Origin of the sequence: Streptomyces sp. TLI_053, assembly GCF_900105395.1 — a bacterium.
In the GTDB taxonomy this organism is placed as follows: Bacteria; Actinomycetota; Actinomycetes; order Streptomycetales; family Streptomycetaceae; genus Kitasatospora.
In genome coordinates this window covers 4996641-5020970 of record NZ_LT629775.1, presented here as the reverse complement: position 1 = coordinate 5020970, position 24330 = coordinate 4996641, and the positions used below count along the sequence as shown (strand labels likewise).

The following is a 24330-nucleotide window of genomic DNA, read 5'->3' as shown; positions in this document are numbered from 1 at the left end:
CCCTCCGCCCGGGGCCAGGACACCCGGCCCCGGGGCTACCCGACCGCCAGCGGCAGGCCCTCCGCCTCCCGCTCCCGGTCGTGCAGGGCGCGCAGCCGACCCTCCGGCCGGGCCAGCAGTTCCGACCAGCCGCCCCGCTCGACCACCCGGCCCGCCTCCAGGACCAGCACCTCGTCCACCGTGCCGTCGTCCAGTCCGGCCAGCCGGTGGGTGATCAGGACGGTGCTGCGCCCGGCGGTGGCGGCGAGCAGATCGGCGGTGAGCGCGTCGGCGGTGGGCAGGTCGAGGTGCTCGGCCGGCTCGTCCAGGACGAGCACCGGGAAGTCCGCGAGCAGTGCCCGGGCCAGCGCCAGCCGCTGCCGCTGCCCGCCGGAGAGCCGGGCGCCGTGCTCGCCGACCATGGTGTCCAGGCCGTCCGGCAGTGAGTCGGTGAAGTCCAGCAGCCGGGCGGCGGCGAGCGCGGCCCGCAGCTCCTCCTCGTCGGCACCGGGCCGGGCGAGACGCAGGTTCTCCCGGAGCGAGCTGTCGAAGACGTGGGCGTCCTGCGCGCAGAGCCCGACCACCCGGCGGACGTCCTCCCCCGCCAGCGCGCGGCTGTCCACAGCCTGTGGACGGCCGGCGGCGAGGACGACGGCGCCCGCGCGCTGGTCCAGGAAGCGGAGCAGCGTGTGCGCGAGCGTGGTCTTGCCGGAACCGGACGGGCCGACCACGGCGATCCGCCGGCCGGGGGCGAGGTCGAGGTCGACGCCGCTCAGCGCGTCCACGCTCCGGCCGGGGTACCGGGCGGTCAGGCCGCGGACCGTGATCGGCAGCGGCTGCCCGGGCAGCGCGGCCGGCTCGGCGGGTTCGGCCACGGCCTCCGGCGCGTCCAGCACCTCGGCGAGCCGCTCCGAGGCGGCCAGGCCGCGCCGGCGGGCCTGGACGGCGGCGGGCATCCCGGTGACCGCCTCGAAGGCCGCCAGCGGGGTCAGCACGACCACGGCCAGACAGACCGGGGCGAGCGCCCCGGACGCCACGCCGTGCAGCCCCGCCGCCGCGGCGCCGGCCACCGTGAGGCCGGTGAGCAGGGTGATCAGCCCGGTGCCGAGCGCCGCGGTGGCGGCCGAGCGGGCGGCCAGCCCGGTCAGCGTGGCGTCGGCCGCGCGGACGGCGGCCAGCCGTCCCGGCAGGGCGCCGGCCACGGTGAGTTCGGCGGTGCCGCTGAAGGCGTCCAGGACGGCGGTGGCGAGCCGCCCGCGCGCCGGGGCCTGCCGCCGCTCGGCGCCGGCCGACCAGCGGGCGGTCAGCGCGGGCACCACCAGGCCCGCGAGCAGCAGGCCGAGCCCCAGCACCAGCCCGGCGGCGGGCAGGAAGGCGCCCACGGCGAGCGCGGTGGCGGTGGAGACCACCGCCGCCACCGCGGCCGGGAGCCGCCAGCGCAGGTAGTGGTCCTGGACCGCGTCGACGTCGGCGACCAGCCGGGAGAGCAGGTCGCCCCGCCGGAACGCGGGCAGCGCCGCCGGGGCCAGCACGGCGAGCCGGCGGTGGACGGCGACGCGCAGGGTGCCGAGGGTGCGCAGCACCGCGTCGTGCGAGACCAGCCGCTCGGCGTAGCGGAAGACGCTGCGGCCGATGCCGAAGGCGCGCACCGCGGTGACGGCCATCATCAGATGGAGCACGGGCGGCATCTCGGAGGCCCGGGAGATCAGCCAGCCGGAGGTGGCCATCAGCGCCACCGCGCAGCCGAGCGCGAGCGAGCCGAGCAGCACCGAGAGCGCCAGCCGGGGCCGGACGGCGCCCGCGGCGGGGGCCGGGGCGTCCTGGTCGGGTGGCGCCGGTGCCGGGACGGCGGGGACGGCGGCAGCGGGGACGGCGGATGCGGCGGGGAGGGCGGCGGCCGGGACGGGAGGAGCGGCCGGGCCGGTCAGCCGGACCCGCCGGTCGGCGGCGGCCAGCAGCGCGGGCCGGTGCGCGACCACCAGCACCGTGCGCGCCGGGTCGGCGGCCAGTGCCCGGACGGCGTCGACGACGGCCGCCTCGGAGTCGCCGTCCAGGTTGGCGGTGGGCTCGTCGAGCAGGACCAGCGGGCGGTCGTCGGCGAGCAGCACCCGGGCGAGCGCGAGCCGCTGGCGCTGTCCGGCGGAGAGCCCGGCGCCGTCCTCGCCGAGACGGGTGGCGAGACCCTGCGGCAGCCGGTCGACGAAGTCGAGGGCGTGCGCGGAGCGCAGGGCCGCGCGCTGCTGCTGCTCGGTGGCTCCGGGCCGGTGCAGGGTCAGGTTGTCGGCGACGGTCCCGGCGAACAGGTGCGGGTGCTGCGGCACCCAGGCGATCTGCCGCCGCCAGCTGTCCGGCTCCAGCTCGGCCAGGTCGTGGGTCCGCCCGTCGGCGGCGGTGATCCGGACCGTTCCGGCGGTGGGCGCGGTGAGGCCGAGCAGGACGCCGAGCAGGGTGGACTTGCCGGCCCCGGAGGGCCCGGTGAGGGCGACCGTCTCGCCGGGGCGGAGGGTGAGCGAGGCGCCGTCCAGGACGGGCGTGCCGCGGCCGGGGAAGGCCACCACGAGGCCCTCGGCGGTGAGGGCGGCCCCGGCCAGGTCGGGCGCGGGCACGGTGCCGCGCGGCGGCAGCGGGGTCTCCAGCACCTCGAAGATCCGGTCGGCGGCGGTGAGTCCCTCGACGCTGGAGTGGTAGAGCGCGCCGACCTGGCGGATCGGGAAGTAGACCTCGGGGGCGAGGACCAGGATCAGCAGCCCGGTCTCCAGGTCGAGGGTGCCGTCGACCAGCCGGAAACCGACGGTGACGGCGACCAGGGCGACCGAGAGGGTGGAGAGCAGTTCCAGCGCGAAGGAGGAGACGAAGGCGATCCGCAGGGTGCGCAGGGTGGCCCGGCGGTAGTCGGCGGTGATCCGGGCGATGGTGGCGGCCTGGGCGCGGGCCCGGCCGAACACCTTGAGCGTGGGCAGCCCGGCGACCACGTCCAGGAAGTGGTGCGAGAGCCGGGACAGCCCCTCCCACTGACGGTCCATCCGGGCCTGGGTGGCCATCCCGATCAGCACCATGAACAGCGGGATCAGCGGCAGGGTGCCGGCGATGATCGCGGCCGAGGTGACGTCGGCACCGACGATCCGCAGCAGCACGGTGGCCGGGACGACCACGGCGAGCGCCAGCTGCGGCAGGTAGCGGGCGAAGTAGTCGTCGAGCGCGTCGACGCCCCGGGTGGCCAGCGCGGTGAGTTCGCCGGTGCGCCGGCCCGCCAGGTAGGCCGGGCCGAGCGCGGTGGCGTGGTCGAGCAGCCGGCGCCGCAGGGTGGACTTCACCCGGGCGACGGACCGGTGCGCGACCAGTTCGGTGAGCCAGCCGACCAGCCCGCGCCCGACCGCGGTGAGCGCCAGCAGCGCCAGCGGGGTGCCGAGTTCACCGAGCCCGGCCCGCTGCTGGAAGCCGCGGACCACGAGTTCGGCGATCAGGCCCGCCTGGGCCACCACCAGGGCCGCGTTCACCGTCCCCAGCAGGACGGATCCGGCGAGGAAGACCCGGGTGGTGCGGGCGTGGGCGAGGAGTCGGGGGTCGACCGGCTTCATGGCCTCAGCCCTGGTGGAGCGCGGCGGCCGGATCGTGCCCGGGGATGTGCTGGACACCGATCCGCTTGCGGAACACCCAGTACGTCCAGCTCTGGTAGAGCAGCACCAGCGGGGTGAACACGGCGGCCACGATCGTCATCAGCTTGAGCGTGTAGGGCGAGGAGGCCGCGTTGGTCACGGTCAGGCTCCACTCCGGGTTCAGGGTGGACGGCATGACGTCGGGGAAGAGCGCGAGGAAGAGCATCGCGACCGCGGCCACGATCGTCGCCCCGGAGAGGACGAAGGCCCGGCCCTCGCGGCCGGCCCGGTTGGCGAGCAGCGCGCCGAGCAGGGCGAGCACCGCGATCACCAGGGCGGCCAGGCTCCGGCCGTTGCCGTTGTCGGCCTGGGTCCAGACCAGGAAGACCAGCGCCAGCGCCGCGGCCGCCAGTCCGGCCTTCAGGGCCGCGTCCCGGGCCCGGTCGCGGATGTCGCCGACCGTCTTGAGCGCGGCGAACACCGCGCCGTGGAAGGTGAACAGGCTGAGCGTCACCAGGCCGCCGAGCAGCGCGTACGGGTTGAGCAGGTCCCAGAAGCCGCCGACGTAGTTCTTCTGCGCGTCGATGTCGACGCCCCGGACGATGTTGGCGAAGGCGACGCCCCAGAGGAAGGCCGGGACCAGCGAGGTCCAGAAGATCGCCTCCTCCCAGTTCCGCTGCCAGCGCGGTTCGGGCCGCTTGGCCCGGTACTCGAAGGCGACGCCGCGCACGATCAGGCAGACCAGGATCAGCAGCAGCGGGATGTAGAAGCCGCTGAAGAGGGTCGCGTACCAGTCCGGGAAGGCCGCGAAGGTGGCGCCGCCGGCGGTCAGCAGCCAGACCTCGTTGCCGTCCCAGACCGGGCCGATGGTGTTGATCAGCACCCGGCGCTCGGCGGTGTTCCGGGCGAGCGGCTTGGTGAGGATGCCGATGCCGAAGTCGAAGCCCTCCAGGAAGAAGTAGCCGATCCAGAGGACGGCGATCAGGACGAACCAGACGTCGTGAAGTTCCATGGTGTGTCGGTCCTATCGATCCTGGGTGGCCTCAGTAGGCGAAGGCGAGCGGCTTGTCGGCGTCGTCGCCGGAGGCGGGACCGCGCAGCGTCGGGTCCTCGGTGGGCGGCCGCTCGTCGGTGACCGGGCCGGCCTTGGCGTACTTGACCAGCAGCTTCACCTCGACGACGGCGAGGATCGCGTACAGCGTGGTGAAGGTCGCCAGTGCTCCGATCTGGGTGCCGATGCCCACGTTGGGCGAGACGGCACTGGCGGTGGTCATCAGCCCGAACACCGCCCAGGGCTGCCGGCCCATCTCGGTGAAGATCCAGCCGAAGCTGTTGGCGATCAGCGGGAAGCCCATGGTGAGGATCCCGATCCGCCAGCTCCACTTGGTGAGGAAGGGCCCCAGCTCCCGCTTCGGGGTGAGCATCAGCCTGGGCACCTCGGTGTCGCCGGTGCGGAACTCCGGGTGGAGGAAGCGCTTCTTCCTGGTGGTCCAGAGCCCGATCGCCCCGGCCACGAAGGAGGTCATCCCGAAGCCGATCATGAGGCGGAAGCCCCAGTAGGTGACGAAGATGCTCGGGATGTAGTCCTTGGGGTCGCCGCCGTACTTGGCGGCCTCGGCCTCGGCGGTGTCGTTGATGCCGGGGACGGAGGAGCTGAAGTCGCTGTTGGCGAGGAAGGACAGTATCCCGGGGATCTCCAGTTCCACCGAGTTGTGGCCCTTGCCGACGTCGCCGACCGCGAAGACCGAGAACGGCGCCGGCGCCTTGGTGTCCCAGAGCGCCTCGGCGGCGGCCATCTTCATCGGCTGCTGACGGAACATGACCTTGGCGAGCGAGTCGCCGCTGAGCGCGGTGCCCAGGCCGAAGACCACCGCGAGCACCAGACCGAGCCGCAGCGAGGTCCGCATCACGGCGACCTTCTCCGGGGCGGCGGCGGGGCTCTCCGGCTTGCGCTTGGCCTTCCAGAGGTGGAAGGAGGCGATGCCGACCATGAACGCTGCGCCGGTGAGGAAGGCCGCGGTCAGGGTGTGCAGGACGACGGTGACGGTGGTGTCCTGGAACAGCACCTTGGCGATGTCGGTCAGCTGGGCCTTGCCGGTGGCCGGGTCGATCGTGTAGCCGACCGGGTGCTGCATCCAGGAGTTGGCCGCCAGGATGAAGTAGGCCGAGAGCACGGTGCCGAGCGCGACCATCCACATGCAGGCGCAGTGCAGCTTCCGCGGCAGCTTGTCCCAGCCGAAGATCCACAGGCCGATGAAGGTCGACTCGAAGAAGAAGGCGATCAGCGCCTCCATCGCGAGCGGGGCGCCGAAGACGTCACCGACGAAGCGGGAGTAGTCGGACCAGTTCATGCCGAACTGGAACTCCTGCACGATGCCGGTGACCACGCCCATCGCGATGTTGATCAGGAAGAGCTTCCCCCAGAACTTCGTGGCGTGGAAGTACTTCTCCTTGTCCGTCCGCACCCACGCGGTCTCGAGTCCCGCCACGATCGCGGCGAGGCTGATGGTGAGCGGTACGAAGAGGAAGTGGTAGACGGTGGTGATGCCGAATTGCCATCGCGCGATGGTTTCGTGAGCGATTGCCAGTTCCACGTCGCCCTCTCTCCAACCGACCTCGATCGAGGTCACATTTCGGACAAACTTCATCTATAGCCGGGGGCTGCTGCCCAGATGTGCATGCTTGCCCGCTTGTGAACGTGAACACGTTCACAAGCTCAGTATCCACCACCCTTACGCGGAAGGAGCGGGCGGGGTGGGGTTCTACCGGCGGCGATGCCGTGCGCACAGTCTGCGAAGCGGGCCGCCGGGCCACAACGAGCAGCCGGGAAGGTGAGGCGGGAAATCTGGACGGTACGTAGCATTGACAGCTACTGCCCTGACAGAAAGGCATGTTCACCGTGCACGCGATCATCGAAGCGATGGCCGGCCGGCTGGCCGGGGTGCCGGGCGTGGTCGGCGTCGTGCTCGGCGGCAGCGGTCGGGGCCGAGGGCCGTCACGTCCGGCAGCCGTCGGGGCCGGCAGCCGTCGGGGCCCGGCAGCTCTCAGGCCCGGCCGAGCAGCTGGGTGCCCGGGGCCGAGGGGGCCCGGGCGGTGAAGTAGTCCACGAAGCCGCGCAGGAACTCCGCCGAGGTGATCACCCCGTCCCCGTCGGTGTCCAACTTCCGGAACCCGTGCGCGAGTTCGGCCGGGTGGACGCGCCGTCCGCCGAACAGCACCCGGTACTCGGCGAAGTCCAGCAGGCCGTCCCCGTCCGCGTCGGCCGCATCGAACACCGCCCGGAGCGCGGGCAGCAGCCCGCGCTCGAGGTACGCCGGGTCGCGGTCGCAGCCGGCCAGCGTGGCGGCGACGTACTCGGCCCGGGCCACCCGGCCGTCGCCGTCGGTGTCCATGCCCGCCCGCAGCTCCTCCCACCAGCGCTCGAAGGCGTCGTACACCCGGGCCTCCCCCTCCTCGGAGAGCTCCAGCTGCCGGCACACGTCGTGCGCCATCGCCCGGAAGTCGTGGGCGGTGAGGTGGCCGTCCCCGGTCCGGTCCAGCACCTCCCGGAAGAACCGGTCCAGCCGGGGCGGCCTGGTGTCCTGCCGCCCGGTGTCCCGCCGCGCGGGCCGCCGGGGCCGGGACGGGGAGCCCGCCCCGGCGCCCGGTAGCGGTGGCGGTCCGGCAGCCCGGTGACCAGCACCCGGGCGCCGCGGTGCAGCAGCAGCGAGAGCAGCCGTCCGCGCCGGGTGGGCACCAGGCCGAAGCGCTCGCGGAAGACCGCCGGAAGGTCCGCCACGGTCAGTTCGGCGGCCAGCCCGCCGGCCACCGCGCGCACCGCCCGCCAGCCGGCCGGCCCGAGGAAGCGCAGCCGGCGCGGGCACGGCACCTCGCTCAGCAGGTCGTACAGCAGACGGCGCGCCGTCGCGGTGAACTCCAGCTGCTCGGCCACCGCCCGGCGCAACCGGCCGCGCAGCTCGGCCGCGGTGGCGGGCAGCTCCCCCGAGGACAGTCCGAACACCGTCGCGATCCCGGCGAACTCCCGGTACGAGGACTCCAGTTCCTCCGCCGTGTACGGATCGCCGCTCAGCTCCCGCATCGCGACGACGCTCTCGAAGAGCGTGAGCAGCACCCAGGCCCGGGCGTCCGGGTCCCGGGCGTCGTAGCCGCACCCGTCCTCGGCGGCGCCGACGATCCGCCGGTGCGCCCGGTCGAGCCGCTGGACCTCCCGCCACAGCTGCTCCTCGTCGGCCTGGAACAGCCGCCGGCCGCTGGCCATGGTGTGCTCGATCCGGCGCCAGGGGCGGCCCCGGTAGGTGGAGTGCTCGGCCGTCCCTGCCCCGACCACCGGGTGGGCGGCCTGCAGCACCATCAGCCGCCAGGCGACCAGCACGATCCGCCACTCCGAGAGGTCCCGCCCGAAGGTCCCCCCGGAGCCCGCTGCTGACGCTGCCATCCGGACTGCTCCTGGGAGTTGGGGAACCTTCGGGTACGGCCGGGGCTCTTCCCGGCCGGCCGACGGGGAAACCAGGAGCAGGATTCATCGGACAGTCCTACAGCCTCATCTGTCAGGCACCGTCAGACATTTTCGGAGACCGTCAGCTTCTCCAGGTCCGCGAGGTCCTCGGCGTCCAGCCGCAGCGCGGCGGCGGCGACGTTCTCCTCCAGGTGCGCCGGCGAGGAGGTGCCCGGGATCGCCAGCACCGACGGCGAGAGCGCCAGCAGCCAGGCCACCATCACCTGGGCCCGGGTGGCGCCGTGCCGCTCGGCGACCCGGCGCAGGGCCGGGTGCTCCGGCACCCCGGAGCCGCCCAGCGGGTAGAACGGGACGAAGGCGATGCCCCGCTCCGTGCAGTCCGCCAGCAGCCGGTCCTGCTCCGGCGTGCGGTCCAGCACGCTGAACTTGTTCTGCACCGTCACCACCGGCGCGATCGCCTCGGCCTCGGCGAGCTGGGCCGCGTTCACGTTGCTGACGCCCAGGTGCCGGATCAGGCCCTCCTCGCGCAGCTCCGCCAGCGCGGCGAAGGGCTCGGCGATCGAGGACTGACTCGGCATCCGGCGCAGGTGGACCACGTCCAGCCGGTCCACCCCCAGCTCGCGCAGATCGCGGTGGACGGCGGCCCGCAGCGCCTCCCGGTCGGCCGGCTCCAGCCAGCGGCCCTGCGGGTCGCGGCCCGGGCCGACCTTGGTGGCGATCACGAGTCCGTCCCGGTAGGGGTGCAGGGCCCGCCGGATCAGGCCGTGGGCGGAGACCTCCCGGAAGAAGTAGAACCAGGCGGTGTCGATGTGGTCCACGCCCAGCTCGACGGCCCGGCGCAGCACCCGGACGCTCTGCTCGGGGTCGCAGGCAGGCCCCTGCCAGTCGCGGGAGGGCAGCTTCATCGCGCCGAAGCCCATCCGGGACACCGGCAGGTCGCCGCCGAGGAGGAAGGTGCCGGCGGCGCTCGCCGGGGCGGCGTCGTTCGCGGACGGGGCGGTGTCGGCGGAGGAGGCGGCGTTCGCGGAGGGTGCGGGAGTCGTCGTCATGGCCCCAAGCCTCGGCCCGGCTCGCGGCGGCCCCGACCGATCTGGCAGTTTGCTGCCATGACCACCGATCGGATCATCACCCTGCACGGCGAGCAGGAGCTCGTCCAGCGGGCCGGGCACCTCTTCGTCGCCTCCCGCGAGGAGTTCCTGGTCGCCGCCACCGATCTGATGACCTTCTCCGCGGGCGTCAACGCGGCCTTCCGCGAAGGCAAGCGGCCGCACGTCGTCCCCGGCCTCACCATGCGCAAGATGTACAGCCGCCGGGCGCTCGCCGACCCCGAGTCGCTGCGGCGGCTGCGGCGGATCGCCGCCTCCGGCATCGAGATCCGGATCTCCGACGGGCCGATCGCCCGGGAGGCGATCGTCATCGACCGGCGCACCGCGATCCTGGCGGGCGCACCGGTGCGGGGCGTGCGCGCGTACACCGTGGTGCAGGCGCCGGACGTCGTCGACGGCGTGCGCTCGCTGTTCCGCGCCACCTGGGAGACCGCCACCGACCTCGCCGACTGCGCCGCCCCGCCGCCCCCGCTGGACGACCGCTCCCGGCGGATCCTGCGCGCCCTCGCCGCCGGCCACACCGACGAGACCGGCGCCCGCCTGCTCGGCGTCTCGCTGCGCACCTACCGCCGCGGCGTCGCCGACCTGATGACCACCCTCGGCGCCGCCTCCCGCTTCCAGGCCGGCCTGCTCGCCCGGGGCCTGCTCGCGGAGGAGGAGGTCAGCCCCGCCGTTCCCCGGTGATGCCGGGCCCGATCGCGAAGCCCTTCGCGGGCCCCTCCGGGATCACCGCGTCCTCGCCGTAGGGGGTGCGCTCCGAGCGGGCGTAGGCGCCGCGTTCGGGGTCGGGCCCGGAGAGGACGGTGACGGCGCCGCCACCGTAGTCGTAGTCGTCGATGATCACGTAGACGGGGATGCCGGCGGTGGCGTAGGCGCGGGGCTTGTCCACGAGGTCACGATGGCGGTGCTCGCTGTCCGGCGAGACCGTCTCGACCACCAGGGCCACGCCCGAGGCCGGCACCCCGAGATCCTCCGGGCCGGCGATCGCGTCGATGTCCTCGGGCACCACGAGGACATCGGGTGCGGACACCTCGTGCCCGTGGAGAACGTGGCCCGCGTCGGCCGGCCACCAGCCACTGCCGTCGAGGTGCTCGGCCAGTGCGTCGAGGAGCCTCGTACCGATCCTTCGGTGCCGAGGGCCGCCGACGTGGGACACCATGAGGACTCCGTCCTTGATCTCCGTACGGAAGTGCTCGGGTACCTCCAGAGAGGCCCAGGCGTCCCACAGTCGCCGATCGGTGTCCATCACGTCCCACCCTTGAAGGAGATCACCGCCGTACGGTCCCACCGGGACGACGGTCGAGCGGGGTGAACGAAGCAGCTTCACCCGATCGGGCGGTTTCAGCGCTGGTGGGGGAGTTCCAGGCGGAAGGTGGCGCCGGTGCCGGGGGCGGTGTGGAGGGTGAGCGCGCCGCCGTGGGCGTGGGTGAGGGCGGTGGCGATGGCGAGGCCGAGGCCGGCGCCGCCGCGCTGGTCGTGGCGGCTGCGGGAGGCGTCGACGCGGTAGAAGCGGTGGAACACCAGCGCGGCCTGGTCGGCGGTGAGGCCGGGTCCGGAGTCGGCGACCTCCAGCAGGCAGAGGCCGGCCTCGTGGCCCACCCCGATCCGGACCGGGGTGCCGGGCGGGGTGTGCTTGACCGCGTTGCCGACCAGGTTGGTGACCACCTGGCGGAGCCGGGCCTCGTCGCCGAGCACGGGCGCCGGGCCGGGCGGGCCGCTGCCGGCCGGGCCGGTGAGGGCGACCGGGCGGCTCGGGTCGAGGGCGGTGAGGTCGTGCAGGGCGTCCGCGGCGAGGGTGCGCAGGTCCATCGGCGCGAGGTCGAGCGGGCGCTCCTCGTCCAGCCGGGCGAGCACCAGCAGGTCCTCGACCAGGGTGCCCATCCGGATCGCCTCGTTCTCGATCCGGTCCATGGTGCGGCTGACGTCGGCCTCGGCGGGCAGGGCGCCCATCCGGTACAGCTCGGCGAAGCCGCGGATGCCGGCCAGCGGGGTGCGCAGTTCGTGCGAGGCGTCGGCGACGAAGCGCCGCATCCGGCCCTCGGACTCCGCCCGGGCGGCGAAGGCGGCCTCGATCTGCGCCAGCATGCCGTTCAGGGCGATGGAGAGCCGGCCGACCTCGGTGTTCGCCGGGAGCACGGGCATCCGGTGCGAGAGCTCGCCGGCGGCGATCCGCTGGGCGCCCTCCTCGATCCGGCGCAACGGCCGCAGCCCGGTGCGGACGGCGAAGAAGCCGAGGGCCGCGATCACCACGAGGACGGCGCCGCCGATCGCCAGGAAGGCGGTGCGCAGCCGGTTGACGGTGGCGTCGATGTCCTCGCGGGAGACGGCGACCATCACGTAGGCGGCGCTGGACGCGGGCGCCGCGAAGACGCTGGTCGGGACGTTGGGCCGCTGGACCGGCAGCACGATCGCCCGCCAGCTGCCCCGTCCGCGCCGGTCGGGCAGGTCGACGGGGGTGTCGGCGCCGACGGCGGCCGGGTCGAAGCCGTCCAGCTGCGGCGCCGGGTCGTTCTCCGACATCGGCTGGCGCACCACGAACTGCACCCGGCCGTCGGCGGACAGGTACTGGACCAGGTACTGGCTGGGCAGCGCCGCCAGGTACGGGGCGGCCCGCTTGCCGCTGACCGCGGGCTGCTGCTGCTTGGGCTCGGCCCAGCTGTTGCGGGTCGGCGCGCGGCGGGCCAGCGGCTCGCCGAAGCGTTGCAGCTGCTCGTCGAGCCGCTGGACCAGCTGGTGGCGGACGGTGCCGAGGACCACGGTGTCGCTGACCACCAGGCCGGTGGTGACCAGCGCGAGCACGAGCACCAGCAGCCGGGCGCGCAGCGACAGCCGGCCGAGGGGGCGGCCGAGGCGGCGGCCGGGCGGCTGGGCGGAGGGGCGCGCGGAGGCGCGGCGGGGGAGCGGGAGGGGCATCGGGGCGGCGGGGTCCGGGGTCGGCTCGGTGGGGGCGGGGTCAGCTCTGCGGGGGGCGGCGCAGGGCGTAGCCGATGCCGCGCACGGTGTGGATCAGCTTGGGCCCGTGGCTGGGCCCGGAGTCGAGCTTGCGGCGCAGGTAGGAGATGTAGGACTCGACGATGGAGAGGTCGCCGCCGAAGTCGTAGGCCCAGACGTGGTCGAGGATCTGTGCCTTGGAGACCACCCGGCCGACGTTGGCCATCAGGTAGTGCAGCAGCTTGAACTCGGTCGGGGAGAGCGCGACCACCACGCCGCCGCGGGTGACCTCGTGGGCGACCGGGTCGAGCACGAGGTCGGCGACGATCAGCCGGCCATCCTCGGCCGGTCCGCCGGAGCGGCGCAGGATGGCGCGGATCCGGGCGATCAGCTCCTCGAGGCTGAACGGCTTGGTGACGTAGTCGTCGGCGCCCGCGGCGAGGCCCTGGACCTTGTCCCCGACGCCGTCCTTGGCGGTGAGGAAGAGCACCGGCAGGTGGTCGCCGGGGTGGCCGTGGCCGGGGCCGGCGATGAGGCCGCGGCTGGTCTGCTCCCGGAGCCGCTCGACGACGGTGAAGCCGTCGAGGTCGGGGAGCATCACGTCCAGGACGACCAGGTCGGGGCGGTCGACGGCGATCAGTTCCAGCGCCTCGGCGCCGCTCGCGGCGGAGGCCACCCGGAAGCCGGAGAAGCGGAGCGAGGCGGACAGCAGCTCGCGGATGTTCGGTTCGTCGTCGACGACGAGCAGGTAGGCCTCCCCCTGGCCGCCGTTGTTCACCGCCGAAGTTCCTGTCGACACAGTGCCTTGCACGGGGGTTCCGCCTCCCGGTCGGACGATGGCGTTCAGCTCGAGGCTAACTCGGGGAGGCCAAGGGCCATCGATGAATGTTGGATTAACACCTTATCGGGCGGTTTTGGACGGACGGACCCCAGGTGGGGCCCCGATGGTGCGGGTACCGCCCCGACGTCGTTCCGGCACGGGCCCGCAACGGGACGCGGCGCGACGCGGCGGGACGCGGCAGGATCCGGGGGACGCGGGGGATGCGCGGCCCGGCCCCCGGAGGAGGTCGGGCCGGGCCGCGCGGGCGTCCGGCGGCCGGTCAGCCGCCGGACGGGTTCCGGGTGGCGCCGCCGCCGGGGCCGCCGCCGAAGCCGCCCGCGCCTCCCCCGAAGCCACCGGCGGCGCCGCCCTCGACCAGCTGGGTCGCCGCGTAGCCCCCGTCGCTCGGGGTGCCCACCACGGTGACGCTCTGGCCGGGCTGGAGGTCGCCGACCTTCCCCTCCTTGTTGAGCTGCACCTTGGTGGAGTCCCCGGTGGTGACCTTGACGGTGTTGCCGTTGGCGTCGGTCAGGTAGACGGTCGTGCCGTCCACGGCCTTGACCGTGCCCCGGGTGAAACCGCCCTGGCCGCCGCCGGCGCCCTGGCCCCCGCCCTGCCCGCCCTGGCTGCCCTGCCCGTTGCGGCGGTTGCCGTTCTGGCCGGCACCGGTCGCCCCCGGCCGCGGCTGCTGTGCGCCGCCGCCCGCGGCGACCGTCCGGCCGGACGTCCGCTCCGGGGCCCGGTCGCGCTGGTACCAGACGCCGCCGGCGAAGGCCGCCGTGGCGATCACCGCGGCGGACAGCACCAGCGGCACCCAGGGCAGCCGGCGCCGCGGCGGGGCGGCCAGCTCGGCGGTGACGTCCCTGCCGTCCGGCGCGGTCGAGAGCAGGACGACCTGCTCGGCGGGGGTGGACGGCTCGATCTCGTTGCTCATGGTCCGCGGTCCTTGGTCACTCGTGCCGGAGGGCGTCGATCGGGCGCAGCGAGGCGGCCCGGTTGGCGGGGTAGCTGCCGAAGAACAGGCCGATGGCGACGGCGATCCCGAAGGCGCCGAGCACCGACTCGGGGATCACCACCGGTTCGATGCCGACGATCCGGAAGTGCGAGCCGGCGATCCCGGCCAGCACGCCGAGTCCGGCGCCCACCACCGACAGCAGGGTGGCCTCGGTGAGGAACTGCCCGAGGATGACGCCGCGGGGGGCGCCGAGGGCCTTGCGGATGCCGATCTCCCTGGTCCGCTCGGTGACGGTGACCAGCATGATGTTGGTGATGCCGATCCCGCCGACCAGCAGCGAGATCGCGGCCACGGCGCCGAGCAGCACCGTGAAGGTCTTCGTGGTCGACTCCCGGGCGCTGAGCAGCGAGGTCTGGCTGCTGATCCGGAAGTCCGCCCTGCTCGGGTCGGCGATCGCGTGGGTGCCGAGCAGGATCCGGGTGATCTCGGACTGGGCCTGCGCCGTGCTGTCGGCGGAGGCCGCCTGCACCATGATCTGGTTGACCGAGCCGAAGCCGGTGAAGGCGTTCTGCACGGTCGGCAGCGGCGCGATCAGCACGTCGTCCGGGTCGGTGAAGCCGCCGCCGCCCTTGGCCTTGAGCACGCCGACCACGGTGAACGGGGTGCCGCCGACGACGATCGGCTTCCCCACCGGGTCGGCGGTGGCGAACAGCTGCTTGGCGGTGGTCGCCCCGAGCACCGCCACCTTGCGGGAGGCCAGCACGTCGTCCTGGGTGAAGTACTCGCCGTGCTCGACCTTCTGGTTGGCGGTCTCGAAGTACGCCGGGTAGGTGCCGACGATCGAGCCGGGGCTGTAGGAGATGTCCCCGTTCAGCGCGGTGCCACTGGCGGTCACCACCGGCGCCACCGAGCGGACGGCGTGCGGGTCCGCCTCGGTGGCCAGCGCCTTGGCGTCGGCGACGGTCAGCTTCTTGGCGCTGCTCGCGGAGCGCGCGCCGCCGAAGGAGGAGCCGGAGGTGACGGTGAGCGAGTTGGTGCCGAGCGAGGTGATCGACTCCTTGACCGCGACCGAGGAGCCGTTGCCGACCGCCAGCAGCAGGATCACCGAGGCGACGCCGATCAGCACCCCCAGCATGGTGAGCGCGGAGCGGACCTTGTTGGCGACCAGGCCGCCGGCCGCGAAACGGAGGGTCTGCCAGAGGATCACGCGGGCACCCCCGCCCGGTGCGATGCGGGCGGGGGCCCGTCCACCGGGGCCTGCCGGACGTCCGAGACGATCATGCCGTCCACCAGTCGCAGCACCCGCTTGGCGTGCCGGGCGACCTCGTCCTCGTGGGTGATCAGCACGACCGTGCGGCCGGTGGCGTTGAGGCCGTCGATCAGCCCGAGCACCTCCTCGGTGGAGCGGCTGTCCAGATTGCCGGTGGGCTCGTCGGCGAGCAGCATCGCGGGTGCGGTGACCAGGGCCCGGGCCACCGCGACGCGCTGCTGCTGACCGCCGGAGAGCTCGTTGGGCCGGTGCCCGGACCGCTCGGCCAGGCCGACCAGGGAGAGCGCGGCGAGCGCCCGCCGGCGGCGTTCGGCGGCCCGCACGCCCGCGTAGGCGAGCGGCAGCTCCACCTGGGCGAGCGCGGTCGTGCGCGGGACCAGGTTGAAGGACTGGAAGACGAAGCCGATCTTGCGGTTGCGCACCAGGGCGAGCTGCCGCTCGTCCAGGTGGCCGACGTCGATGCCGTCCAGCAGGTAGCGGCCGGCGGTCGGGACGTCGAGGCAGCCGAGGATGTTCATCAGCGTGGACTTGCCGGATCCGGAACTGCCCATCACGGCGACGTAGTCGCCCTGCTCGATGTCCAGGTCCACGCCCAGCGGGGCGCCGGTGGCGGGGTCGTCCGGGCCGCGCAGCGCGTGCACGGTGGCGTCGCCGTGGCCGTAGGACTTGGTGAGGCGGCGGATCCGGATCACGGGCGGCGCCGTCCCCGGGCCGGCCGGACGGACCGGACCGCTGCCCGTACGGGCGGGATCGGTGCCCGGACGGTGGTGGCCGGTGCCCGGACGGGCGGGAAGGAGTCGGCGGGCCATCAGCGGCCACCGCCCCGGCCGGCGCCCGCGCCGCCCGCGGCTCCTCCACCGCCGACCCCGGCCACCCCCGCGCCGACGCCCGCGCCGCCGCCGTTGCGGCCGCCCTGGCCGCCGTTGGCGCCCGGGAAGGAGCCGTTGGGGAAGCCGTTGGACCCGCTGGTGGAGGCCAGTTCGACCTTGTCGCCCTCGTTCAGCCCGGTCAGCACCTGGACCGTGGTGTCGCCCTCGACGCCGACCTCGACGGTCACCCGGTCGGTGCTGCCGTCCTGGTGGACCAGGGTCGCGGTACGGCTCGAGCCGGTGCCGGACAGCGCCGAGGTGGGCAGCGAGAGCGCGTTGTCCGCCTCGCCGGTGACCACCGAGACGGTCGCGCTGAGGCCGGTCCGCAGCTTGCTGGTGTCGCCCGAGATCTGGAGCGTCGCCGAGTACTGCACGGCGGCCGCACCGCCGCCGGAACCGCTCACCGGCAGCGGGCTGACCGACAGCACCGAGGCGTTGAACCTGCTGTCGGACTGCGCGTTCAGGGTGACGGTGGCCGCCTCGCCCTTCTTGAGCTTGAGCGAGTCCAGCTCGGAGAAGTTCGCGGTGACCTGCATGCCGGTCGGATTGGTCAGCACGATGAAGCCGCTGGGAGCGGTGGCGGAGCTCCCGGTCGACTTGGTGCCGCCGCTGGAGGAGGCGCCGCCGGTCGCGCCGACCGTGTCGCCCGCCTTGCCCGCCACCGAGGCGACCGTGCCGTCCACCGAGGCGGTGAGGGTGGTGCCGGCCAGCGCCGTCTGGGCGTTGGAGAGGTTGGTCTGCGCGGTGGCGAGCTGCTGCTCGGCCTGGGCGACCGCCGCCTCGTCCACCTTGGTGGTGGAGATGGTGGTGGTCTGCGGCTCGGGGACGGCGGCCGGCGCCGCCGGGACGGTGGCCTGCGCGGACGGGGCGGTCTGCCCGGACGGGTCGGCCGAGGGGGCGGACGCGCTGCTCCCGCCCGCCCCCCGGCTGCCCGAACCGCCTGTGGCGCCCGTGCCGTTCCCGCCGGACGTGCCGTTCCCGCCGGAAGTGCCCGACGAGCCGTTGGCCTTGGCCGGCAGCTGCTGGACGGTCGTCGTGGTGACGCCCGCCCTGGCCTTGGTCAGATTGACCGAGGCGGTGTTGAGCGCCGCCTGCGCGGCGTCCACCTGCTGCTGGGCGGCCGTGGTGTCGACGGTGGCGAGCACCTGCCCCTTGGTCACCTGGTCGCCGACGGCGACCTTGACCGCGGTCAGCCGCCCACCGGTGGTGAAGTCCTGGGCGGCGTCGGTGGGCGAGGCCAGGGTGCCGGTTCCGGACACCGTGGCCAGGACCGTGCCCTTGGTCACGGTCGCCGTCCGGACGGGGGCCTTGGCGGCCGTGGTGCCGGAGCCGTCGTCCAGCACGGTGTACGCCAGGGCGGCGGCGCCGAGCAGGGCCACGCCGAGCGCGGAGTTGACGAGGACGGCACCTCGCCGTCGCGGGAACACCTTCATGGCGGACAGCTTCCCGGGGCGCTCTTGCACCGTCCTGGGCACCGACTGGGAGAAGGCTGACCGGCCGAACCGGGCATTTGCCGCGCTCCGCCCGCCACCGGGGCCGGCTTGGCCGGTTCCCGACGATCCGTTGACCGTTCTCCCAGCCGTCTCCCAGAAAACCCCAGGCACTCCTGATCGTCCGGAGCCCGTCGCGGTGCCGCCGCCGGCCCCCGCAAGGGACCCGGGAGGGCCCCGGAAAGGACCCGGGAGGGCCCCGGAAGGGCTCCGAGGGCCCCGGAACGCGCCGCGGCGGAGCGGGCGGCCGGTACGGACCGGGCCGCCCCGCTCCGCCGCGGGGCCGGACTGCGCGCGGGGGCTACAGCTCCTTGCGGAACGCCTCCGCCACCGAGAGGAAGATCGAGTTGCCCTCGACCTCGCCGATCGAGATCCGCACGCCCTCCGGGAACGGCCGGACGATCACACCGGCGGCCGCGCACGCGGCCGCGAAGTCCTGCGAACGCTCGCCCAGCTCCAGCCAGACGAAGTTGGCCTGCGAGTCCGGGATCTCCCAGCCCTGGGCCCGCAGCCCGGCCACCACCCGGGTCCGCTCCTCGACCAGCGCGTCCACCCGGACCATCAGCGCGTCCTCGGCCCTCAGCGAGGCGACGGCCGCGTCCTGGGCGATCTGGACGACGCCGAACGGCACCGCGGTCTTGCGCAGCGCGTTCGCGACCGGCTCGTGCGCGACCGCGAAGCCGACCCGCAGACCGGCCAGGCCGTAGGCCTTGGAGAAGGTACGCAGCACGCAGACGTTCGGGCGGTTCCGGTAGAGGTCGAGGCCGTTGGGCACCTCGGGGTCGCGGATGAACTCGATGTACGCCTCGTCGACGACGACCAGCACCTCGGCCGGGACGGCGTCCAGGAAGCGCTCCAGCTCGGCGCGGTGGATCACGTTGCCGGTGGGGTTGTTGGGGTTGCAGACGAAGATCAGCCTGGTCCGCCCGGTGATCGCGGCCAGCATCGCGTCCAGGTCGTGGTCGCCGCCCGCGGTCAGCGGCACCGGGACCGGGGTCGCGCCGGCGACCTGGGTGATGATCGGGTAGGCCTCGAAGGAGCGCCAGGCGAACATCACCTCGTCGCCGGGGCCCGCCGTGGCGAGGATCAGCGACTGGGCCACGCCGACCGAGCCGGTGCCGGTGGCGATGTGCTCGACCGGCACGTCGAAGTGCTTCGCCAGTTCGGCGGTCAGCCCGGTGACGGCCATGTCCGGGTAGCGGTTGAGCTTGCCGGCCGCGGCGACCGCCGCCTCCAGCACGCCCGGGAGCGGCTCGTACGGGTTCTCGTTGGACGACAGCTTGTAGGCGTCGGGGCCTGCCGGCTTGCCGGGCTTGTAGGTGGGAATGCCGTCCAGGCTCGGCCTGAGGCGGGGGCCCTGTGCTGCGGTCACGGTCGGTCTCCTTCTGTCTTTCCGCTGCGTTCGCCCGCCACGGCCGGGGTCGCCGCCGTGCCCGGGCAGTCCGAACGCGTGCGGTTCCACCCCGGTCGGGTGCCCTGAACGATACCGATCGCACTCACCCGTAGGGGTGAGATGCCCGGTCGGGTTACAGACGCGGATCAGCCATTCTGCTGGGTTCCTTTGGCACATGTCAGAGGTAAACCAGCTGGTTTCGTACGGGGATCGAAGGGGCGCACACGGGCTCACTCACGGAGAAACGTATCTCCACAGGCTCCCAATGCGCCGGTCACAGACCCTTGTCAGGAGCCATACGATCGGTCCGCCATGACAGCAGCAGCCAACCAGAGCGGTCGGCGGCCCACCACCTCACGGCGTCTGGAGCGGGCCGGCATCCGGGATGTGGCAGCAGCCGCCGGAGTGTCGATCACCACCGTCTCCGACGCGCTGAACGGGAAGGGCCGCCTGCCCGACGAGACCAGAAGCCGGGTGCGCGAAGTCGCCGAGCGCCTCGGATACCGCCCCTCGGCGGCGGCCCGCACCCTGCGCACCGGACGGTCCGGCCTGATCGGGCTGACCGTCACCACCTACGGCGAAGAGCCGTTCACCTTCACCGAGTTCGCCTACTTCGCCGAGATGGCCCGGGCCGCCACCAGTGCCGCCCTGGGCCGCGGCTACGCCCTGGTGGTGCTGCCCGCCTCGTCCCGGCACGACGTCTGGGGCAACATCGCCCTGGACGGCACCGTGGTGATCGACCCGCCCGACCAGGACCCGCTGGTCAGCGAGCTGTACCGGTCCGGCGTCCCGGTGGTCAGCGACGGCAAGCCGGGGAACTGCCCGGTCACCGCCTGGGTCGACAACGACCACGAGGCCGCCGTGCTCGGCATCCTCGACCACCTCTCCGAGGCCGGCGCCCGCCGGATCGGCCTGCTCACCGGCACCAGCACCGACACCTACACCCGGCTCTCCACCGAGGCCTACCTCGGCTGGTGCGCCAAGGTCGGCCAGGAACCGGTCTACGAGACCTACCCCGCGCACGACCCGGCCGCCGGCGCCGTCGCCGCCGACCGGCTGCTCGCCCGACCGGACCGGCCGGACGCCGTCTACGGCCTGTTCGACCCCAACGGCACCGACCTGCTCGCCGCCGCCCGCCGCTACGGCCTGCGGGTGCCGGACGACCTGCTGCTGGTCTGCTGCAGCGAGAGCGACGTCTACGCGACCACCGAGCCGCCCATCACCACCCTGTCGCTCAAGCCCCGCCGGATCGGCACCACCGTGGTGAACCTCCTGATCGACGCCATCGAGGGCGTGGACTCCGGCACCGGCGTGGACATCGCCCGGCTCTTCCCGCCCCGCTTCCGCACCGCCGGCACCGGTCCGCCGCCCGGCACCCTGATGCCGACCGAGCTCATCGTCCGCGCCTCCTCGCAACGACGGAGCCCGCGCACCACGGTCAGCCCGCCCCGCCCGCCGGGTGAGGTGTGACCCCCGGGACCGCACCCCAGCGGGCTGTGGTCCGGACCATGCCGAGTCGGGACAAATCGGACCTGACGGACCGCCCGGCTGACGCTCCGGAGGATTGGATACCCACCAGGTGACGACGCCGGGAGAGTGGTCTTCCTATGATGGGCGAATGACACCCGAGGACCGCTTCCCCGGGCCTGAACACCCGGACTCAGGCCCACGCCACCAGCCGGACCTCGACGTGCTGCCGTACGGCACCTATTACGAACCGGACCCCAACGGCGGGTACCCGGCGACCGGCTACGAGGCCGAGACCTACAGCGGTTACGGCGGCGCCCGGTACCTCGAACAGCACTGGCCGGCCACCGGCCCCGAACAGGGCCACACCGTGCACGCCCAGAACGGCCCCCACGAGCAGGCCGGTTACGAGCCCACCCTGCCGGACCACCCCTCCCCCGCCCACGGCGGCCACCCCGGCCGGCAGAGCGACGACCCGCCGACCATCGAGCTCGGCCCCCCGCTCCCCGAACCCGGCCAGCCCTACCACCCGTACCCGGCGCCCGGCCCCGGCGAGCCCCCCGGCCCGCTCTACGTCGTCGGCGACGTGCACGGCTACCTCGACGAGCTCCGCACCGAGCTGCGCCACCAGGGCCTGATCGACGCCGACGGCCACTGGTCCGCCGGCCGGTCCCGGATCTGGTTCCTCGGCGACTTCACCGACCGCGGCCCGGACGGCATCGGCGTCATCGACCTGGTCATGCAGCTCGCCGCCGAGTCGGCGGCCGCCGGCGGCTACTGCCGGGCCCTGATGGGCAATCACGAACTGCTCTTCCTCGGCGCCGCCCGGTACGGCGACGAGCCCGTCCAGTCCACCGCCGGCACCGCCTCCTTCCTCGCCGCCTGGCGGCTCAACGGCGGACAGCAGAGCGACCTGGAGCGCCTGGAGGCGCACCACATCAGCTGGCTCTCCCGGCTCCCCGCCATCGCCCTGGAGGACGGCCACCTGCTGCTGCACTCCGACACCACCGCCTACCTCGAGTACGGCGAGTCCATCCCCGAGGTCAACGACGCCGTCCACGACCTGCTCGCGGACGAGGGCGTCGACGAGTGGTGGGACTGCTTCCGCCGGTTCACCAAGCGCTTCGCCTTCCGCGGCGACGCCGGCCCGACCGCCGTCCGCGAACTGCTGGAGACCTACGGCGGCGCGCGCGTCGTGCACGGCCACAGCCCGATCCCGTACCTCACCGGCGCGGTGCACGCCGACGACGGCATGCCGCCGCACGTCCCCGGACCGTACGTCTACGCGGAGGACCTCGCCGTCGCCATGGACGGCGGGGTGACCATGGAGGGCAGGCTGCTGGTCTCCCGCCTGCCGATCTGAGCCGCCGGACACACCCGCGCGAACGCCGGACACACCGGCGGGGGCCGGACCGCACCCGGTCCGGCCCGCCGCCGCTCCGGAGCACCCCCCGCCGCTCCGGCACAGCCCCGCCGCTCCGGCACACCCACGTGCCCCCGGAACACCCTCCGCCAACGGCAGGTGACGGACCGTCGACCGAACGGGCGTTCCCGGCGCCCGGACCGTCGCGCACGCGCATCCAGGGGCGCGAAATTCCGGAAAGCCACTGTCGACCCGGCCGCACCCACCCCTACCATCGGGGGCACACCACACCCGGCCGCCCCCGCGGCGGCCCGACTCCGCGCCGCGCCCCGTGCACGTCGGGACGGAGAGCGCGGGGGTCCGCACGAACGGGGTCCCCATGAACGACGCCCCGCACCTGCTCGCCGAGGACCGCCCGGACTTCGAGCGCCTCCTCGACGAAGCACTGCGCGACGACACCCTCCGCACCGTCCTGCGCGCGCCCGGCGCGCCACCCCCCGACGACCTGCGCGCCCACGCGCTCGCCTCGGCCGACAGCGTCGCCGCCCCGGCGGCCACCGAGTACCAGCACTACCTGCGGCTGCGCGAGAACCTCCGCGCCACCCCGCCCGCGCCCGGCGAACCCGCCGCGCCCGGACTGCTCACCCAGCTGCGCTCGGAGAACGGCGGCGCCGGACTGCTCCCGGTGCTCACCGTCCTCACCCCCATCCTCGCCTGGACGGCCGCCGTGGTCCTGCTGCTGCTCGGCTACGCGCTGCGGGCCGCCGACCCGGACAGCGCCCTGGCCCGCTCGCTGCTCACCGCGGGGTGGCTCGCCCTCGCCGCCGGGGTGGCCGCGATGGCCGTCGGCATCGTCGGGCTGATCCTCACCGCCCTGCGGGACGGCTCGGCCCCGCCCACGGTGCCCTTCCCGCCGGGCACCGACCCCGAGCTCGCGGCCGAGCTCGACGACGCCCGCCGCGACTGGCAGCGCGCCCTGCGCGAGCGGGCGCTCGTCCCGCACCTCACCGCCGCCGCCCGGGCCGGCAGCGCCCCGGCCCTCACCGGGCCCGACGACAGCTGACCGGCGACGGCCGACCGGCGCCTAGTCCGCCGCCGCCCGGTGCGCCGCAGCCGGGTCCGGCGCCGCCGAGTCCGCCGCCGAGTCCGCCGCCGAGTCCGCCGCCGAGTCCGCCGCCGAGTCCGCCGCCGCCCGGACGAACTCGCGGACCCGCTCGGTGGTGTTCCCCTCCCGCCAGACCGGACCGCGCTCGATCAGCGGGGCGTCCTCGATCGGCACATAGGCGAGGTCCGGACGCGGGTGGTACCGCCGCGAGAGCTCGCCCACCGGCAGCACGCCCCGGCCCAGCGCGACCAGCGTCAGCATCTCGGAGAAGGTCGCGCCGACCGGGCCGGGCGGCACCGGCCGCCCCGAGGGGGTCCGGTCCGGGGTGCGGTCCCGCTTGAAGGCCGCCGAGGTCACGGCCGGGTACTGCACCACCGGGTGGTCGCCCAGCACCTCCAGGGACACCGAGGAGGCCCCCGCCAACGGATGCCCGGCCGCCACCGCGAGCACCCGGCGCTCGGTCATCAGCACCGGGCCGTTCGCCATCCCGTCGAACGGGAAGGCGGCGATCAGCACGTCCACCGAGCCGTCCAGCAGGCTGGAGCGGGTGTTCGCCAGCTGGGCCTCGCGGACCTCCACCCGGCAGTCCGGGTGCCGCTCGCCGAACAGCGCCACCGCCCGGAGCAGCACCGGTGCCGTCCCCTCGCCGAGGAACGCCACCCGCAGCTCACCGGCGACACCCCGGTTGGCCTCGGCCGCCCGGCGCACCGCCGCCGCGATGCCGGCCACCAGCGGCGCCAGCTCCTCCGCCAGCCGCAGGCCCACCGGGGTGACCCGCACCGACCGGCTGGTGCGCTCGAACAGCGCTCCCCCGAGCCGCCGTTCGAGCTGTCGCACCACCTGGCTCACCCGGCCGGTGCTGAGCCGCAGGCGTTCGGCGGTACGGCCGAAGTGCAGCTCCTCCGCGAGTGTCAGGAAGACCTCGATCTCCACCCGTTCCAGCACGCTCCACCCCTCCACCGTTTACCGGGGCTCAATGATCGTTGACGGATGCCGTCTTGATGACACCGGCCGCCTGGCGGATCGTGGAACACGTCACCGGCAGCACCCCTCCCGACTGGAGCCACCATGACCGCCATCCGCGTGAAGGCCTTCGACCACCTCGTGCTCAACGTCCGCGACATCGAACGCTCGCTGGAGTTCTACGGCGGACTGCTCGGCCTGGAGCCGGTCCGGGTCGAGGAGTGGCGCGCCGGCAAGGTCTCCTTCCCGTCCCTCCGGGTCACCCCCGAGACGATCATCGACCTGATGTCCCGCCCGCGCGGCGAGTCCAACGTCGACCACATCTGCCTCACCGTCGACCCCCTCGACTGGCAGCAGGTCGTCGACTCCGGGATCTTCAAGGTCCTGGAGGGCCCCGTCCCCCGCTACGGCGCCCGCGGCAACGCCACCTCCATCTACGTCCAGGACCCGGACGGCAACACCGTCGAACTCCGCTGGTACCCCGAGGACGCCGCCTGACCGGCACCGCCCCCGGCCGGACGCCGGGCCGGGACGCCGGCGCACGCGTGCGCCGGGCCGGGAGGCCCC

General features: G+C 74.1%; 19 protein-coding genes and 1 pseudogene. 5 read left to right on the top strand and 15 right to left on the bottom strand.

Annotated elements, in window-relative coordinates; translation table 11 throughout:
• Positions 1–35 precede the first annotated feature (35 nt).
• The 6 genes and pseudogenes from cydD to BLU95_RS20240 all read right to left on the bottom strand — a co-directional run bounded on the left by cydD (position 36) and on the right by BLU95_RS20240 (position 9080).
• A complete protein-coding gene (gene cydD, locus BLU95_RS20260; protein WP_093861273.1) occupies positions 36–3557 on the bottom strand; it encodes a thiol reductant ABC exporter subunit CydD in 3522 nt (1173 codons plus the stop codon).
• A 4-nt stretch (positions 3558–3561) separates the two neighbouring features.
• Positions 3562–4587: a cytochrome d ubiquinol oxidase subunit II gene (gene cydB, locus BLU95_RS20255; RefSeq protein WP_093861272.1), complete on the bottom strand. Its 1026-nt coding sequence runs from the start codon at positions 4585–4587 to the stop codon at positions 3562–3564.
• Between the two features lie 31 nt (positions 4588–4618).
• Positions 4619–6169, bottom strand: a complete 1551-nt coding sequence (locus BLU95_RS20250; protein WP_093861271.1) for a cytochrome ubiquinol oxidase subunit I — start codon at positions 6167–6169, stop codon at positions 4619–4621.
• Positions 6170–6619: 450 nt separating this feature from the next.
• The gene (locus BLU95_RS44205) at positions 6620–7117 is read right to left on the bottom strand and encodes an EF-hand domain-containing protein (protein WP_231977694.1); all 498 of its coding nucleotides are present in this window, start codon (positions 7115–7117) and stop codon (positions 6620–6622) included.
• A 197-nt stretch (positions 7118–7314) separates the two neighbouring features.
• A pseudogene (locus tag BLU95_RS44200) lies at positions 7315–7926 on the bottom strand (oxygenase MpaB family protein); the annotation flags it as partial.
• A 206-nt stretch (positions 7927–8132) separates the two neighbouring features.
• Positions 8133–9080 (bottom strand): oxidoreductase, encoded by a 948-nt coding sequence (locus BLU95_RS20240; protein ID WP_093861270.1) that lies wholly within the window; start codon positions 9078–9080, stop codon positions 8133–8135.
• Between the two features lie 57 nt (positions 9081–9137).
• Between BLU95_RS20240 and BLU95_RS20235 the strand changes: the two genes are divergently transcribed.
• Positions 9138–9821, top strand: a complete 684-nt coding sequence (locus BLU95_RS20235; protein ID WP_093861269.1) for a helix-turn-helix domain-containing protein — start codon at positions 9138–9140, stop codon at positions 9819–9821.
• Here BLU95_RS20235 and BLU95_RS20230 read toward each other — a convergent pair.
• From BLU95_RS20230 to hisC, 8 genes are all read right to left on the bottom strand, one after another.
• Complete coding sequence (locus BLU95_RS20230) at positions 9799–10383, bottom strand: Uma2 family endonuclease (RefSeq protein WP_093861268.1); 585 nt, start codon at positions 10381–10383, stop codon at positions 9799–9801. The genes BLU95_RS20235 and BLU95_RS20230 overlap by 23 nt on opposite strands.
• Positions 10384–10478: 95 nt before the next feature.
• A complete protein-coding gene (locus tag BLU95_RS20225; RefSeq protein WP_093861267.1) occupies positions 10479–12050 on the bottom strand; it encodes a sensor histidine kinase in 1572 nt (523 codons plus the stop codon).
• A 40-nt stretch (positions 12051–12090) separates the two neighbouring features.
• Complete coding sequence (locus BLU95_RS20220; RefSeq protein ID WP_093861266.1) at positions 12091–12846, bottom strand: response regulator transcription factor; 756 nt, start codon at positions 12844–12846, stop codon at positions 12091–12093.
• Positions 12847–13168: 322 nt separating this feature from the next.
• Positions 13169–13822 (bottom strand): hypothetical protein, encoded by a 654-nt coding sequence (locus BLU95_RS20215; RefSeq protein WP_197698605.1) that lies wholly within the window; start codon positions 13820–13822, stop codon positions 13169–13171.
• A 16-nt stretch (positions 13823–13838) separates the two neighbouring features.
• Positions 13839–15050: an ABC transporter permease gene (locus tag BLU95_RS20210; protein WP_093861265.1), complete on the bottom strand. Its 1212-nt coding sequence runs from the start codon at positions 15048–15050 to the stop codon at positions 13839–13841.
• On the bottom strand, positions 15047–15922 hold the full coding sequence (locus BLU95_RS20205; RefSeq protein ID WP_093861264.1) for an ABC transporter ATP-binding protein: 876 nt from the start codon (positions 15920–15922) through the stop codon (positions 15047–15049). The genes BLU95_RS20210 and BLU95_RS20205 overlap by 4 nt, the downstream gene beginning before the upstream one ends.
• The gene (locus BLU95_RS20200) at positions 15922–17415 is read right to left on the bottom strand and encodes an efflux RND transporter periplasmic adaptor subunit (RefSeq protein ID WP_093861263.1); all 1494 of its coding nucleotides are present in this window, start codon (positions 17413–17415) and stop codon (positions 15922–15924) included. Before BLU95_RS20200 ends, BLU95_RS20205 begins: the two co-directional genes overlap by 1 nt.
• Positions 17416–17773: 358 nt before the next feature.
• Positions 17774–18844, bottom strand: a complete 1071-nt coding sequence (gene hisC, locus BLU95_RS20195) for a histidinol-phosphate transaminase (RefSeq protein ID WP_093861262.1) — start codon at positions 18842–18844, stop codon at positions 17774–17776.
• Positions 18845–19177: 333 nt separating this feature from the next.
• Between hisC and BLU95_RS20190 the strand changes: the two genes are divergently transcribed.
• From BLU95_RS20190 to BLU95_RS20180, 3 genes are all read left to right on the top strand, one after another.
• Positions 19178–20335: a LacI family DNA-binding transcriptional regulator gene (locus tag BLU95_RS20190; RefSeq protein ID WP_078879728.1), complete on the top strand. Its 1158-nt coding sequence runs from the start codon at positions 19178–19180 to the stop codon at positions 20333–20335.
• Between the two features lie 148 nt (positions 20336–20483).
• Positions 20484–21695: a metallophosphoesterase gene (locus BLU95_RS20185; protein WP_093861261.1), complete on the top strand. Its 1212-nt coding sequence runs from the start codon at positions 20484–20486 to the stop codon at positions 21693–21695.
• A gap of 379 nt (positions 21696–22074) precedes the next feature.
• Complete coding sequence (locus BLU95_RS20180; RefSeq protein ID WP_093861260.1) at positions 22075–22758, top strand: hypothetical protein; 684 nt, start codon at positions 22075–22077, stop codon at positions 22756–22758.
• Positions 22759–22779: 21 nt separating this feature from the next.
• Here BLU95_RS20180 and BLU95_RS20175 read toward each other — a convergent pair whose 3' ends face one another.
• Positions 22780–23745 carry a LysR family transcriptional regulator gene (locus BLU95_RS20175; protein ID WP_093861259.1) on the bottom strand — a complete coding sequence of 322 codons (966 nt, stop codon included), beginning with the start codon at positions 23743–23745 and terminating at the stop codon, positions 22780–22782.
• Between the two features lie 123 nt (positions 23746–23868).
• Between BLU95_RS20175 and BLU95_RS20170 the strand changes: the two genes are divergently transcribed.
• Complete coding sequence (locus tag BLU95_RS20170) at positions 23869–24261, top strand: VOC family protein (protein WP_093861258.1); 393 nt, start codon at positions 23869–23871, stop codon at positions 24259–24261.
• Positions 24262–24330: the final 69 nt, after the last annotated feature.